Here is a 15,273-nt window from a genome sequence, read left to right as displayed (position 1 = left end):
CGATCCGGCCGAGGCCTTTCGCCGGCCGGTCGACGCCCGGTGGAACCGCCTTCCACCGGCGGTTGTGCGCAGCGGATCCGGCGGACGTCGTTCCGAGATCCTTCAGAACCGGGGCCGGCCGGTGATCACTCCACGGCGTTGCCGTCGAGGACGAGCGGTGGCCGCCCGGTGTCGCGGCTCCACCGGCCGTCGCCGGAGGGTGCCGCCGGTTCGGCTCCCCCGGAGAGGCCTGTGCCTCCCCGCAGTTCGCGGCGGAGTGTGAGGGCGTGGTGCAGGTAGTCCTGCGCCAGGCGGGTACGGCCCGCCGACCGGTGCAGCTCGCCCAGCGACTGGACGGTGGCCGCCTCGCCGCTCCGGTCACCGAGCCGTTGAAAGATCAGCAAAGACCGCTCCAGTTGGTCGGAGGCGTGCGACGGGTCACCTCGGGTCGCCTGGAGCCCGCCCAGCCCCTGCATGGCGTAGGCCCCGCAGTGGAGGTCGCCGAGGCTTTCGAAGATGTCCAGTGCGTGTCCCTGGAACCGCATCGCCTGGTCGGGTTCCGCCACCAGGTCGTGCAGCCGCCCGAACTGCATGGACACGCAGCCCTCACGGTGGGAGTCCCCGATCTCCTTGGCCAGTCGCAACGCCTCACCCAGCCACTTCGAGGCCTGCTGCAGGTTGCCGGAGGCCAGGCAGGCCCGCCCGATGGCCTGCCGCGCGTAGGCCTCGCCGCTCTGGTCGCCCATGGCGAGGAACATGGCGAGCGCCTGCCGGAAGTACGCGAGCGCCCTGAGGTGTTGGCCGCAGAACTGGTTGACCGCCCCCAGCCCGCAGATCGAGGTCGCCTCCCCCCGCACGTCCCCCAGCTCGTGGAAGATCGTGAGGGATCGCCGGAACATCTCTCTCGCCTCGGCGTAACGGTCCTGGTAGAGGCCCACCTGGGCCAGGCCGCGGAGCATGGCCGCCTCACCGTGGCGGTCCTCCGCCAGGCGCGCGGCGTCCAGGGCGACCCGGTGGGTGGAGTGCCACTCGTCGAAGTGACAGCGCAGGTCGAAATAGGGAACCAGGGCCGCGGCGAGCCCCCACGCCGATTCGGCCAGCCCGGCGTCGGCGGCCAGGCGCACCGCTCCGACCAGCGCGTCGTGTTCGGCGTCGAACCACGACAGCGGGTCGGCGGTCAGGCGCCTGAGGGTGTCCTCGGCCAGGTTCCAGCGGGTGGCTCTGATCGATGTCAGGCTGAAGAGCGTGGTCGGCAGCCGCGCTGTGGCGCTCTCGGCGGTGGCCATCCACGCGCCGAGCACCCGGATGAGGGCATGCCGCTCCGGGGCGCCGCCTGCCTTCTCCCTGGCGTTGCAGCGGACCAGGTCGTGCAGCCGGTAGCGCGGCTGGCCGATCGGGTCGGTTCCGACCAGTTGGAGCAGGTTCACGTCGACCAGGACATCCGTGACGTCGTCGGTCCGCTGCCGGTCCAGCGCGGCGTCGACCACCCAGCCGGGCAGGGACTGCGGGCCCAGAAGCCCGAGCACCCGGAAGGCCCTTGCCGCGTCATCCGGCAGCAGCCGGTAGCTCCGGTCGAGGCTGCCCCGGACCTCCAGGTCTCCGGCGCGCAGTTCGCTGAGGCGGTTCGACTCGTCCTTCAGCCGCTCCCGCAGCACTCCGAGCGACCAGTTGGGCCGTCCCGCCAGCCGTGCTCCGGCGATCCTGACGGCCAGCGGCAGATAGCCGCAGGCATTCAGGATCTCCGAGGCGGCCTCTTTTTCCGCCGCCAACCGCTCGGGGCCCACGATCCTGCCCAGGAGCTCCTCGGCCTCCGCGGGCGTCAGGAGGTCCAGTTCGAGTTGGAGCGCACCGGGCAGCTCGGTGATCCGCCGCCGGCTCGTCACGAGCACCGCGCAGGCGTTGCCGGGCAGCAGCGGCCGCACCTGGGCGGCGTCGGCGGCGTCGTCGAGGAAGATGAGCATCGGGCGTTCGGCCAGGAGGGACCGGTACAGCGCGGAGCGCTCGTGCACCGTGCCCGGCAGGACGGCCTCACCGACCCCCAGCGCCCGTAACGCCTCGGCCAGCAGCTCGCCCGGGTCGGCCGGCACGTGCTCGGTCCCGCCGAGGTCCAGGTAGAGCTGTCCACCCGGATACCCGATCCGTACGGCGTGCGCGCAGTGCACGGCCAGCACCGACTTGCCGATGCCCGGCGCCCCCGCCACCACCACGATCGACGGCGGCCCGTCCGGCCGGCGCTCCACGGGTGACAGCGCCCGGGTGAGGACGACGACGGCCTCTGCCCTGCCGGTGAAGTCCGGCACGTCCGGGGGGAGCTGCTGGGGCGTGGAGACGGGCGCGATGACGGCCGGCGGCTGGTGCGGTGCGACCGCGGCATCGGGTGCGAGAGGGTGGGTCACCCGCACGGCCGGTGGGAGCTCTCCCGCCAGGATGGCCGCGTGCGCCTGGCGCAGGTCCGCGCCGGGTTCGACCCCGAGCTCGGTGACCAGTTGCCGCCTGACCGTGGCGTAGGTGTGCAGGGCCTCGCCCTGCCGGCCGCTCCAGTGCAGAGCGAGCATCAGCTGCTGCCAGAGATCCTCGCGGAAGGGATGTTCCTTCAGCAGCCGGCGCAGCTCGCCGATCGCGTCGGCGTAGTGGCCCCGGTCCATTCTCAGGGCGACCAGTTCCTCGGCGGCTCCCAGTCTCATCTCCGCCAGCGACTGGAGCCGGCCGTCCCAGAGCGGACTGGCCGGCAGGTCGGCGAGCGGGGTGCCGCGCCACAGCGCGAGCGCCCGGCAGAGCCGGTCGAAGGCCTCGTCCGTACGGCCCGCCGCCCGTGCCCTGACGATCAGATCCTCGAAGATCAGCGCGTCCAGCTGCCCGGGCGGCAACTCGATCACGTAGCCGGCCGGGCGGGCCTGGATCCGGGCGCCGGCCGTCTCCAGCAGGCCGCGCAGCGAACTCACATAGGTGCGGAGGTTCGCGTGGGCGGACCGCGGCCGGTTCCGGGGCCACAGGATCTCGACGAGGAGGTCCGCGCCGACCACCTGGCCCGCGTCGAGCAGTAGTGACGCCAGCAGGATCCGGGGCTTCGTGCCGGCGATGTGAAGAGGCTGTCCCGAAGACCGGACGTCCAGGGTACCGAGCACGCTGAATGAGGGCTTATCAACCACCATGACCGCACTTACTCCTTTTGGGAGGCGCTGCAACCATTCATCGGGTTGTGGCGTACGAGCCGGGTAGGCCTTTATATCGATTTTGGATGATTTTTGTACCACTAATCCAGACCCTGGACCCCAGTAAGAGCCTTTCGGAGAGATCCAACAGACAGTGCACGGTGCCGGTCAAGGCTTCGCCCACCGGACCTGCGGGAAAGGATCCGCATGAGACTCAACGGGGTACTCGCAGCGGGGTTCGCCCTGCTGATCGGCCTCGCGGGCGGCGCCGTCATGGCACCGAACGCCGGCGCGACGACAGACACGGCGGGCGTCACGGCCGCCGTCCCCACGCCGGACCCGGCCAACAACCCGGCAGACGATCCGGCTGCCGAACCGCCGACGATCATGGCGACCAACTTCCAGTTACCCTTCCCCTGCGGGCAGGTCTGGACGGGCAACTCCAGCGCGAGCAGTGCGCACCAGTCATGGGAGATCGACTTCAACCGGGGCAGCACGGCCGACGCCGACCTGGGAGACCCCGTCATCGCCGCGGCGGCGGGCACGGTGGCCATCTCGGCCCACCAGGGATCGACCAACGGCTACGGCAACCTGGTCAAGATCGACCACGGCGGAGGATGGTCCACCTACTACGCGCACCTGAACTCGCGCGCGGTGAGCGCGGGCGCCACGGTCTCCCAGGGCCAGAAGATCGGCACGGTCGGCAACACCAGCAAGCCGGGCAACAACATCTCCCCGCATCTGCACTACGAGGTCCGCTCGGGCAGCAGTTACCCGTCCAACATCCAGAAGGCCGTCTTCAACGGGACCACGTTCGGCTACCCGGCCCAGACGGTGACCTCCAAGAACTGCGGCGGCACCAGCAACCCCTACACCCCGCAGGAGGTCTGCGGCAGCGGCTACGACGTGATCGACAGCGCCGCGCTGGGTACGGCCGGCACCGTCTACCTGCTCTACAACAACTCCAACGGCTACAACTGTGTGACCACCATCAAGAAGACCTCGCTCGGTGCGGCCACCGCCGTCAGCGCCTACCTGGAGGTGCAGGGCAAGACCCGCGTCACCGACTCCGGCAACTTCTCCTACTACGCCGGCCCGGTGCGCGCCGCCGCGGCCGACAAGTGCGTCAAGTGGGGCGGCAAGGCGGGCTCCTCCGCCTATGACAGTCCCTTCGAACACTGCGGTAGCTGATCTACCGAAGGGCCGTCTCCGTCCCCGCAGGCCGGAGGCGGCCCCTTCGACGAACCCCCATTTGTTGAGGAGAACCTGTGAAGGCCCGACTCCGCCGTTCAGCCGTGCTGCTGGCCGGCTCGCTCATCCCCCTGGTGTGCCTGATGGGCCGGCCCGCGAGCGCCGCTCCCGCAGACCCCCTGACCGACGCCTTCACCCATGCGGCCGCGACCTACGACGTGCCCCGTGACCTGCTGGTCGCGGTCGGCTACGCCGAGACCCATCTCGACGGGCACCGGGGCGAGCCGAGCGCCAGCGGCGGCTACGGGGTGATGCACCTGGTCAGCAACCCGACCGTGCACGCCCTGGAACAGGCCGCGAAACTGACCGCCCAGCCGGTGGAGACGCTCAAGAGCGACGACGCGGCCAACGTCGCCGGCGGCGCTGCGGTGCTGCGCGCCCACGCCGATGAGCTCGGACTGGACGCGACCGCCCGCAAGGACGCCGGGAAGTGGTACGCGGCGGTGGCCGAATACGGCAACGCCTCCTCCCCCGAGGTGGCCCGGCTGTACGCCGACACCGTCTACGACCTGCTCGCCAAGGGCGTCACGGCGGCCACCCCGAGCGGCACCGTGACCGTGCAGGCGCAGGCCGTGACACCCGAGCGCGGCACCTACGCCCAGGCCCCCGACCTGAACGCCCCCCGCCTGGCGGCGGCCGTGGACTACCCGGGAGCCAAATGGGTGGCCGCCAGTTCCAGCAACTACACCGTCTCCAACCGGCCGACCAGCAACGCGATCGACCGCATCGTCATCCACGTGACCCAGGGCTCCTACGCCGGCACGATCTCCTGGTTCCAGAACCCCGCCGCCCAGGTCTCGGCGCACTACGTCGTCCGCTCCTCCGACGGTGACATCACCCAGATGGTCCGCGAGAAGGACCGGGCCTGGCACGCCCGCGACTGGAACAGCCGCTCCGTCGGCATCGAGCACGAAGGCTACGTCGACAACGCCTCCTGGTTCACCGACGCGATGTACCGCGCCTCGGCCGCGCTGACCCGCAACATCGCCGACCGCTACAACATCCCCAAGGACCGCACCCACATCGTCGGGCACGTCGAGGTGCCGGGCAACGACCACACCGACCCGGGCCCGTACTGGGACTGGGCGAAGTACATGCAGTACGTCGGCGGCAGCAACGGCGGTGTCAACCCCTACACCCCGCAGGAGGTCTGCGGCAGCGGCTACAGCGTGATCGACAGCGCCGCGCTGGGTACGGCCGGCACCGTCTACCTGCTCTACAACACCTCCACCGGCTACAACTGCGTGGCCACCATCAAGAGCAGCTCCCTCGGCACGGCCACCGCCACCAGCGCCTACCTGGAGGTGCAGGGCAAGACCCGCGTCACCGACTCCGGCAACTTCACCTACTACGCCGGTCCGGTGCGCGCCGCCGCGGCCGACAAGTGCGTCAAGTGGGGCGGCAAGGCGGGCTCCTCCGCCTATGACAGCCCCTTCGAACACTGCGGCTAGGTTCGCCGCCGGCGTGACGGTGCGAACCGGGACCACCATCGCCTGAACGACCCGCAAGCCGCACCTCCCGCAAGCCCAGGTCGCCCCCAACGACCTGGGCTTGCGTCATGGAAGGGGCGCTTCCGCCCGGCCGGCGGTCTCCTGCGCGGACAAGCGGTGCGTGGTCCGCGGGGTTCCGCCGTCGCCGGCCAGCCGCCGTCGTATTTACGACAAGTCGCGACTTGGCCATCCGAAAAGGATGGACGACGCAACGGCCTGACCTCTATGAATTCGGACCATCCACTTATCTGAATTTCGGAGGTCCGTTCATGCGACGTTGGGTGGCGACGGCCGTCGCGTCGGCAGCGGCGTGTGCCCTCGGGCTGAGTGCTCCCGTCCCGGCGGGGGCCGCACGCGCACCGGCCGGGACCACACCTGTGTCCCCGTTCACGGCCAGGCCGGACACCTACGACGTCACGCTGGTCACCGGCGACCGCGTGCACGTCACCGACCTGGCGGACGGTCACCGGGCCGCGACGATCACTCCTGCCCCGCGTGCGGACGGATCCGTCCCCACCTTCCAGGTGCTGGAGAACGCGGGCAGGCTGAGCGTGGTCCCGGACGACGTGGCGAGCCTCGTCCCCCTGCGCCTCGACCCGCACCTGTTCGACGTGACGACGCTCACGGAGCAGGGGTACGCCGATTCGGCCAGCGGCGCGGTCCCGCTCATCCTCACCTACACCAAGGCCGTCTCGCTGGCCGCACCGCCCGCGGTGCCGGCGACGAAGCTGCTGCGCCGTCTGGAGAGCATCGGCGGGGCCGGGGTCTCCGCGGAGAAAAGCCAGGTGGCGCAGCTCGGTGCGGCCCTGGCGGAGCTCGCCCGTGCCGGGGACGGGGGCCTCACCGGCCCGCTCGCCGGAGTGGAGAAGATCTGGCTGGACCGCCGGGTGGAGGCGGTGCTCGACCACAGTGTTCCGCAGATCTCGGCACCGGCCGCCTGGGCCGCCGGATACGACGGGTCCGGCACGACCGTGGCCGTGCTCGACACCGGGATCGACTCCCAGCATCCCGATCTGGCCGGCAAGGTCGCCGACGAGCGTGACTTCACCGGCGAGGACAGCACCCGCGACGTCCAGGGGCACGGAACGCACGTGGCCTCCACCATCGCGGGCAGCGGCGCGGCCTCGGACGGCCGGCTCAAGGGTGTCGCACCGGGCGCCGAACTGCTCAACGGCAGGGTGCTGGACAGTGCCGGCGAGGGAGCCCTGTCGTGGATCATCGAGGGCATGGAGTGGGCGTCCGCCGACAAGCACGCCGACATCGTGAACATGAGCCTCGGCGGCCCCGAAGCGGGTGGCCCACTCACCGAGGCCGTGGACAGTCTGGCCAAGCGGTACGGCACGCTCTTCGTGATCGCGGCGGGCAACATGGGCTGCGACGGCTGTGTCGGAACCCCCGGCGACGCGTCGGCGGCCCTGACCGTCGGAGCCGTCGACGCCGAGGACAAGCTGGCCGACTTCTCCAGCCGCGGCCCGGTCGCGGCCGACCTCTCGGTCAAGCCCGACGTCACCGCGCCGGGTGTGGGCATCGTCGCGGCGCGGGCGGGCGGGACCTCCCTGGGCGAGCCCGTCGACGCCGCCTACACCCGGCTGTCCGGCACGTCGATGGCCACTCCGCACGTGGCGGGCGCCGCCGCGCTGCTGCGGCAGGCCCGCCCCGGCATCCAGGCCGGCGAGCTCAAGACGCTGCTGATGGGTACGGCCGAGCACCAGGACGGCACCTCCGTCGACGAGCAGGGCACCGGGCGGATCGACGTCGCCGCGGCACTCACCGACCCGGTCGCGGCCTCTCTGGGGTCGGTGAACTTCGGCGCGTTCACCGCTGCCTCTCCCTCCCCCGCGACCCGGGTCGTGTCCTACCGCAACCTCTCCGGTGCACCGGTCGAGCTGAGCTTGAGGAGCACCGGCGCCTTCACCGTCTCTCCCGCGGCACTCACGGTGCCGGCGAAAAGCACGGCCGAGGTCACCGTCTCCCTCGACGTGGCGAAGGTCCCCGAGGGGCGTGTCCGGGAGGAGCTGGTCGCCACCGCCTCCCCGGGCCATGACGTGCGCACGCTGCTCACCGCGACCAAGGAGGGACCGCGCGTCGAGCTCCGGGTGAGCGGCATCGCCCGGGACGGCCGGCCGGGGCGCGGCGGTTTCACCGTGCTCAACCTGGACGACGGCACCCTCGCCGGGCGCATGCTGCCCGGCGACGCCGCCGAACCCTGCTCCGGCGAGCCCTACGGCTCCGGCACCTGCCTGCGAGTGAAGCCCGGAAACTACTCCGTACTCGGCCACATCTTCACGGCACCGTCGTGGCAGGACAGCACCGAGGAGGGGCAGGTGCTGAACCAGAGCCTCGTCGGCGATCCCGAAATGAAGATCACGAAGAACACCGAGGTGGTGCTCGACGCCCGCAAGGCCGTCGAGGTGCGGATCGAGACACCCGACCACAAGACGAAGCGGAACACGGGCGCCGCCGAGCACATCTCGTGGTATCGGGCACCGGCCCAGGGGGGTGGCGCGCTGCGGGGCGGCACCTACCTCGCGCCGGGCGCGCAGCTGGAGGAGCGGCTCTTCATCCAGCCGACCAAGCGCGTCACCAAGGGCGTGTTCTCCGTCGGCACCCGGTGGCGGCTGGACGCACCGGCCATCACGATGCGCGCGCTCGGGACCACGCTGAACCCGGAGTACTACGTACCGACGTGGTTCAGCGACCTCTCCGACGAGTTCCCCCGCCTCGACGGGGCCGCGCTGCTCCAGCTCGCCGACGCGGGACAGGGCAGGCCCGAGGACATCAAGGGCAGGAACCTGCGCGGGAAGCTGGCGCTCATCCGGCGGACCGACGGGATCCCGGTCTCGACCCAGTCCAACAATGCCGCGGCCGCCGGAGCCAGGATGGTCGCGATCTACAACGACCGCCCGGGCGTCGACCTCGATCCCGGGGGGTCGGGGGTGAAGCTCTCCGTCCCGACCGTACGGCTGTCGCAGGAGGAGGGACGGAAGCTGCTCTCCCGGCTGCGGTACCTGCCCGTCCCCGTTCTGGCCGAAGGTGTCGTCGCCAGTCCCTACCAGTACGAGCTGTTCCTGCGCGAGCAGGGCCGGGTCCCGGACGACCTGCGATATGTCGTCCGCGCCACGTCACTGGCCAGGGAGGAGACCGGCTTCCACAGCCAGCTCGCCGACAACGTGACGATGAACGAGGCGCGGTGGGCGTTCGAGCCGTGGGACACCACCTCGCTCACCACGAACCGGCCGGTGCTCCGCGCCCCGCGGACTCAGGTCACCTACGTCACCCCCGACCCGGACGTCCGGTGGAGCACCGGAGTGGGCGCTCCCGAACTGCCCTACAACAACATGTGGGAACGCCCGCAGACACCGCGTGTCGAACTCACGGCTCCCGGGTTCCACATCTACCGCGAGGGTGAGAAACTCAGCCGCACCTGGCTCAGGCAACCGCTCACCCCGGGCGTCGACCCGTTCGACCCGCTGCGCAGGGAGGGGAACAGGCTCCACGTCTCCGTCAAGGGTTTCGTCGACGCCGACGGCAACGTCGGCGACGCCTACAGCAGCGACTTCGAGCAGGGCCTGCGCACCGGCTTCCGCCTCTACCGCGGCGAGACGCTGCTCGCCCAGACGGACTACCTGCCGGTGGGGGACGTGGCTCTGCCTCCCGGCAGGTCGGACTACCGGATCGAGTACGAACTGGAGAACCGTGCGACGTGGGCGAAGCTGTCCACCCGGACGGACACGACCTGGACGTTCCCCTCGGAGCAGACCGCCGGTGGGGCGACCGAGGTGGTCCCCCTGCTGCTCGCCGACTACGACGTCCCGGCCGACCTGAAGAACCGCGGCGGCGGGACGCAGCTGGGACTGTCGCTGTACCACCAGCCGGGCGCGCCCGCCAGCGCGATCAAGAAGGTCTCGCTGGAGGTGTCCTATGACGACGGGGCGACCTGGCGGGCCGCGAAGCGGCTGACCCCGGCGGGCACCGGATCGTACAAGGCGGTGCTCGACCGGCCCGCCCCGGGCGCCGAGTCCGTCTCGCTCCGGGTCCGCGCATCGGACGAGAAGGGCGCGACCCTCACCCAGGAGGTGATCCGCGCGTACGCCCTCCCGGGCCGCTGACCACGCACGGTCTCCTCTCACTCCGCCGGCCCTGTGCGACCCGCCCCGAGCGGGCCGCGCAGGGCCGGCGTGCGCACGGTGGGACGGGTCGGCTCGCCGAGCCTCGCCTGCCGGACGCCCTGCGGGAAGAGGCGCATCGGCGCCGCCGGCTGCTTGAGGAGTCGGTGGCCGAACTGCACCCGATCGCGTTGGAGGAGTTCTGCGCGGAGTCGGCGCTCTCCGCGCAGACTCTCGCCGCCGCGCTGCGCGACCTGATCCGTACCGGTGAGGGCGTGGTGGTGCTGTGCGGATCGGTCTACCGCAACCGCGGGATCGAGCCGCTGCTGGACGCCGTCGTGGCCTACCTGCCCTCGCCGCTGGACGTGCCGGCGGTACGCGGCACCCAGGGCGGCGCGGTGCGGGAGCGGATCGCCGACCCGGCGGCACCGTTCGCCGCGCTGGTGTTCAAGGTGAATTCGACCGCCACCGGGCGGTTGACCTACCTGCGCGTGTATTCGGGAACGATCCGGAAGAGAGACGCGGTGCTGGACGCCGGCGTGCGGCGCACCGAGCGGATCGGCCGGATCCTGCGGGTACAGGCCGACCGGCACACGGAGATGGACCTGGCGGTGGCCGGGGACATCGTCGCGGTGGTCGGGCTGAAGGCGGCCCGCACCGGGGCCACCCTGTGCGCACCCGGGGCACCGCTGGTCCTCGAACCGCCGAACGCGGCCGACCCGGTGGTCTCCGCGGCGATCGAGGCTCGCAGGAGCACCGACGCCGACCGGCTGGCGTCGGCGCTGGCCCGGCTGGTCGAGGAGGATCCTTCGCTGGCGGTCCGGACCGACTCCGAGACCGGTCAGACGGTGCTGTCGGGGATGGGCGAGCTGCATCTGGAGGTCGCCGTGGAGAAGATCCGTCGCGCCCACGGGCTGGACGTCAGCGTCGGCCGGCCCCAGGTGGCCTACCGGGAGACGATCGCCCGCGGGGTGTCCGGGCTGCTGCACCGGCACGTCAATCAGGACGGGGGCGCCGGCCAGTTCGCCCATGTCGTCCTCGACGTGGAGCCGCTGGAGACCGCCCCGGACGCCGGTGACAACGGCGGCGGCGGCGCGGTGGGCTTCGTGTTCCGCTCGACCGTCGTCGGCGGACGGGTGCCACGGGAGTACGTCCGGGCGGTGGAGGCCGGGTGCCGGGACGCGCTGGCCGAGGGCCCCCTCGGCGGTCATCCGGTGACCGGTCTGCGGGTCACGCTGACCGACGGTGCCACCCATCCCAAGGACTCCTCGGAGATGGCGTTCCGGATGGCCGGCCGGCTCGCGCTGCGAGAGGCGCTGCGGGCCTGCGCGATGGTGCTGCTGGAACCGGTGGTCGAGGTCACGGCCACCGTTCCCGACGACGCCGTCGGCGGGGTGCTGGGCGACATGGCGGCACGGCGCGGCCGGGTCTCCGGCTCGACCGCGCGGGCGGGCACGGTGGTGATCACCGCGACCGTGCCGCTGGCCGAGTTGTTCGGCTACGCGACCCGGTTGCGTAGCCGGACCCAGGGCCGGGGGACCTTCACCACCCGGGCCACCGGTTACGCCCCGGCGCCGAGCGCGGTGCCGGTGTCCGACGGGACGTCCCGGTAGGAGACGACGATGGCCCCGCCCGCACCCGCGTGCGGGGCCATCTCAGGGGATCAGGCCGCCGAGCGCGCCGACAGCGCGACCGTCACCTGACGGGTGACGCCGTTGACGGTGACCGCGACGGTGACCTGCCCGGGACGGAGCACCGTGAGGGTTCCGGTCGCCGGGTCCAGCACCGCCGCGTGCCGGGGCTTCGCTCCGGCACGGGTGCCGATGTGGAGGTTCGGCGAGCCCGACCAGTCGGCCGAGACGGGGTAGGCGACAGGCACCGTACGGCCCGCCTGCGTCAGGGTCGCGGAGACGTGGCCCTGCCTGCCGACCTCCACCGAACCGGGCACGGTGAGTGTCAGCTCGTCGACGTGCGGGCGGACCTGCGCACCGATCCAGACCGGCGCGTCACGGAACCAGTCGCGCCGGACCTGTGCGGCCTCCTTCTCCGTCACCGGGTCGACCCCCCACAGGGACCAGCCGGTGAAGCCGCCGTCGTCGGCCGCCGTCGCCGGGTTCTTACCGGAGTTCCCGTTGATGAAGTACGGCACGGCGTCGACCCGTGAGGCGTGGAAGGTCCCGACGTGGCCGCCGATGTAGGCGGCTCCCTTACCGGTGGTGCGCTGGAAGTCGGCGAGCCAGCCCTCGACCAGCGCGGCCTCCTTGCGGTCGCCGAGCTGGCTGCCCTTGCCGGGCGTCGGGTCGCGCGGCGGCACGTGGAACAGGACGGCGACCGAGCCGATCGACGGATCGTCGGCCGCCGCGTCGAGACGGTCGCGCACCATGGCCACCTGGTCGAACCCGCCGCCCCGCAGGCTCAGCCGCGAGGTGTCGAGGGTGACGAAACGGGTGCCCTTGTGGTCGAAGCCACCGTAGGTGGCACCGAAGACCGCGGTGAAGTTGTCGATCTTCCCACCCATGACCTCGTGGTTGCCCGGCACGTAGTGGACGGGCACCTCGCCGTGGAGCTCCTCGTCCAGGATCCGCTTGGCGAGCGCGAAGTCCTCCGGTGACGCCTCGTCGACGAGGTCGCCGTTGATGACCAGGAAATCAGGCTTGGCCGCCCTGATCTCCCGCAGGGTGCGGCGGGCGTTGGCGACGATGTCGCTGCCGGGGTCACGTGCCACGAACTGCGCGTCGGACATGACCGCGAACCGCCACGGCGCCGTGGCGACCTCGCTCCCCGTACGGACCACCGGGTCGGCCGTCTTCGGGGCGGCCGGGGTGGCCACCGAGGGCGGCACCTTGGCGACGAGCCCGTCGATGGCGATCTCCCCGTTGTACTGGTGGTCGGCCGCCGTCTCGGCGACGTAGAAGCGGCGGAGCCTCAGCGGGTAGCTCACCCCCGGCGGCACCGTGAACTCGACGAACTTCCAGCCCGTCCAGGTGAGGTACGGCCCGCGGAGGATCTGCGACTGCCCTTGGGCGTCGTAGAACTCCAGGCTCGGCCACTCGCCCTTGCCGGTGGAGTTGATCCAGAGGCCGAACGCCTGGGGCTGTCCCGGCACCGTGATCTGCTGGGGCGGGCTGGCGTAGGCCGCCCGGGTGGCCGTCGACTGCGTGAAGTCGTAGGCGAGCTTCAGCCCGCCGCCGCTCTGGCCCGGAGTCGCCGACAGCGAGCCCGTGGCACGCGCGGTGGCGAACGTCCACGACGCCGCGTTCTCGAAGTCGGCGACCGGGACGTCCTCGTATCCGACGGTCACCGGTACGGCCGTGCTGGAACCGCCGACCTTCGCGGTCACCAGCGCCGAGCCGGTCGCCTTCTTCGCCTTCACCGTGTAGAAGCCGTGCTCGGAGGGGGTGACGTCGAGCAGGTCCCGGTCGTAGTCGAGACGCACGTCGGAGGGTTCGACGGGAGCGGAGTTGCCGTTGCGGTCGTAGCCGACCACGCCGAACGTGCCCGTGGCGTCCGCGCCCGCCAGGCCGACCCGGTCGGTGGTCGCGCCCAGACTCGCGAGGGGCTGCAGGACGGTGAGAGCGATCTCGCCCTTGGCGTTCCCGCGCGAGGCCGTGACGGTCGTCTGTCCGGGCAGCAGGCCGCGGAAGGTTCCGTCGCGGCCGACGATCCCGTGCGCCGCCTGGCTGGACCGCCATGACGGGTCGCCCGCCGCGGGACCGTAGGTCTCGTCGTAGCCGGCCGCGGTGAGCTTGCGGGTGAGCCCCGGGAACACCCGGTCGGGACGGCCGCCGGCGACCGGGCCGGTGCCCGGCGCCTTCGCCGGGTCGCCGGCCGTCTCCAGCCAGAAGCCCTTGAGCTTTCCGCTGCCGGTGGGGGCGTAGAGCGCGAGGCCGTTGGGGACGTGCCGTTCCCCGCCGTCGGAGGGGCTGTTCTCCACCTGGACGTCGGCGGAGCCGGGTTCGCGGGCGAGCATCGTCGAGGAGCCGCCGCCGTCGAGGTTCAGCGCGTTGCGCGCGCCGAGCTCGGCCATCATCGCTCCCAGTTCGGTGAGCGTGACCCCCCTGCTGTCGGTCTGCCGGCCGTCGACGGTCAGCAGGTACATCGTGCGGCCGTCGGCGGAGAACCCGACACCGGTGCGCGGGGCGGCGGTGTTGTCGGCCGAGGTCTGCGCGACACCGTCCTTGACGAGGATCTGGTTTCCGCCGACGGCGGCCTTGACCGCGCCGCCGTCACCGTCGGATTTCGGCTGGTACTTCACCTCGACGCGGTCGCCGGGCTTCAGCGCGGCCAGCGCGGCCGCGCCGGCGTCCCGGCCGAGCATGATCGTCGTACCCGCCGGGATGGGACCGCTGCCCGCGGCGGCGCGCACCTCGGTGACCGCGCCGTCCCGGAGCTCGACCTCGGTGACCGCCGTCGCGCCCGCGACCGCGCGACCGCGGTCGTAGGAGCCCCACAGGGAGGTGAACAGGCCGACGCCGCCCGTCTGGATGAGCTGGTTGAACTGGGTCAGCGTGATCGGGGCACCACCGGCGGGTGTCGCGGTGCCGTCGAAGTACATTCGCAGCACCCGTCCGACTCCGTCGGCGGTGACCGCGACGGCGTTGTTATGGCCCGCGGTCGGAGACTGGACGAGGTCTCCGGCGCGGATGCCGATGCCCTGGGCCGCGCCGGAGTTGTTGATGTCGAAGAAGTCGCCGTTGACGGCGGCGACGGCCCGGGACCGCTTCGCCGGCCCGGACAGCGGCTCGGTCTTCGACACCTCGCCGGAGTAGACGTAGTCGGCGCTCGCGCCGGCCGAGAGGTCGGCGGCGATCGCGTCGGCACGCAGCCAGCCCGCGCTGTCGTAGCGGTCGAAGGAGGTGAGGGTGATTCCCGGCGCGACGGGCCGGGTCTTCTTGGCCGTCTCCAACTGCCGCGCGCCGGGGGCGACGAGCAGCGTGGAGGGGGCCAGGTAGGACGACGCCTGCGGCGCGTCCTCTACGAGGGTCTGCGGTGGCCGCGCCGGCGACGGCGACGGCGACGGATCGGCCTGGGCGGGCGCCGCCGCGCTGAACGCGAGCAGCGGGGCGAGCAGGGCCGTGGCCACGATGTGGGATCGGTGACTTGGGGGCACCAGCGAACTCAATCGCGCACTGGTTACAAGTTTCAAGACGTAAAGGTGTCCTAAAAGAAAACTTCATCCCCCTGAGACCACGGCGCGGCGGCGACCGGACTCCGGAACGAGTTTCCCGAACGGCTCCCGGTCCGGCCTGGCCGCCGCCGGGCCTCCGGGCCCTCGGGGGGAACTTCGTCGCCCCC

At 71.8% G+C, this 15,273-nt stretch carries 6 protein-coding genes; 4 read left to right on the top strand and 2 right to left on the bottom strand.

Annotation, left to right across the window (positions count from 1 at the left end):
• Positions 1-125: 125 nt before the first annotated feature.
• Positions 126-3,131 (bottom strand): AfsR/SARP family transcriptional regulator, encoded by a 3,006-nt coding sequence (locus tag OHA77_RS38040; RefSeq protein WP_406314012.1) that lies wholly within the window; start codon positions 3,129-3,131, stop codon positions 126-128.
• A gap of 207 nt (positions 3,132-3,338) precedes the next feature.
• Between OHA77_RS38040 and OHA77_RS38035 the strand changes: the two genes are divergently transcribed.
• From OHA77_RS38035 to OHA77_RS38020, 4 genes are all read left to right on the top strand, one after another.
• Positions 3,339-4,322: a M23 family metallopeptidase gene (locus OHA77_RS38035; RefSeq protein WP_406314010.1), complete on the top strand. Its 984-nt coding sequence runs from the start codon at positions 3,339-3,341 to the stop codon at positions 4,320-4,322.
• Positions 4,323-4,399: 77 nt separating this feature from the next.
• Positions 4,400-5,833: an N-acetylmuramoyl-L-alanine amidase gene (locus OHA77_RS38030; RefSeq protein WP_406314009.1), complete on the top strand. Its 1,434-nt coding sequence runs from the start codon at positions 4,400-4,402 to the stop codon at positions 5,831-5,833.
• A 416-nt stretch (positions 5,834-6,249) separates the two neighbouring features.
• Positions 6,250-9,981 carry a S8 family peptidase gene (locus OHA77_RS38025; protein ID WP_406314007.1) on the top strand — a complete coding sequence of 1,244 codons (3,732 nt, stop codon included), beginning with the start codon at positions 6,250-6,252 and terminating at the stop codon, positions 9,979-9,981.
• 164 nt (positions 9,982-10,145) lie between these two features.
• Positions 10,146-11,591, top strand: a complete 1,446-nt coding sequence (locus tag OHA77_RS38020) for an elongation factor G (protein ID WP_406314006.1) — start codon at positions 10,146-10,148, stop codon at positions 11,589-11,591.
• A 50-nt stretch (positions 11,592-11,641) separates the two neighbouring features.
• Here OHA77_RS38020 and OHA77_RS38015 read toward each other — a convergent pair whose 3' ends face one another.
• A complete protein-coding gene (locus OHA77_RS38015) occupies positions 11,642-15,088 on the bottom strand; it encodes a phosphodiester glycosidase family protein (protein ID WP_406314004.1) in 3,447 nt (1,148 codons plus the stop codon).
• Between the last annotated feature and the right edge of the window lie 185 nt (positions 15,089-15,273).

The organism is Streptosporangium sp. NBC_01639, from assembly GCF_045209755.1.
Taxonomy (GTDB): Bacteria; Actinomycetota; Actinomycetes; order Streptosporangiales; family Streptosporangiaceae; genus Streptosporangium.
Note: the sequence above shows the minus strand (reverse complement) of the source record. Positions and strands in the feature narration are given on the sequence as shown.

What these genes read in the sequence shown, in the direction of transcription:
- OHA77_RS38035 (WP_406314010.1), top strand. Translation starts at nt 3,339, where the DNA reads ATGAGACTCAACGGGGTACTCGCAGCGGGGTTCGCCCTGCTGATCGGC.
- OHA77_RS38040 (WP_406314012.1), bottom strand. Translation starts at nt 3,131, where the DNA reads ATGGTGGTTGATAAGCCCTCATTCAGCGTGCTCGGTACCCTGGACGTC.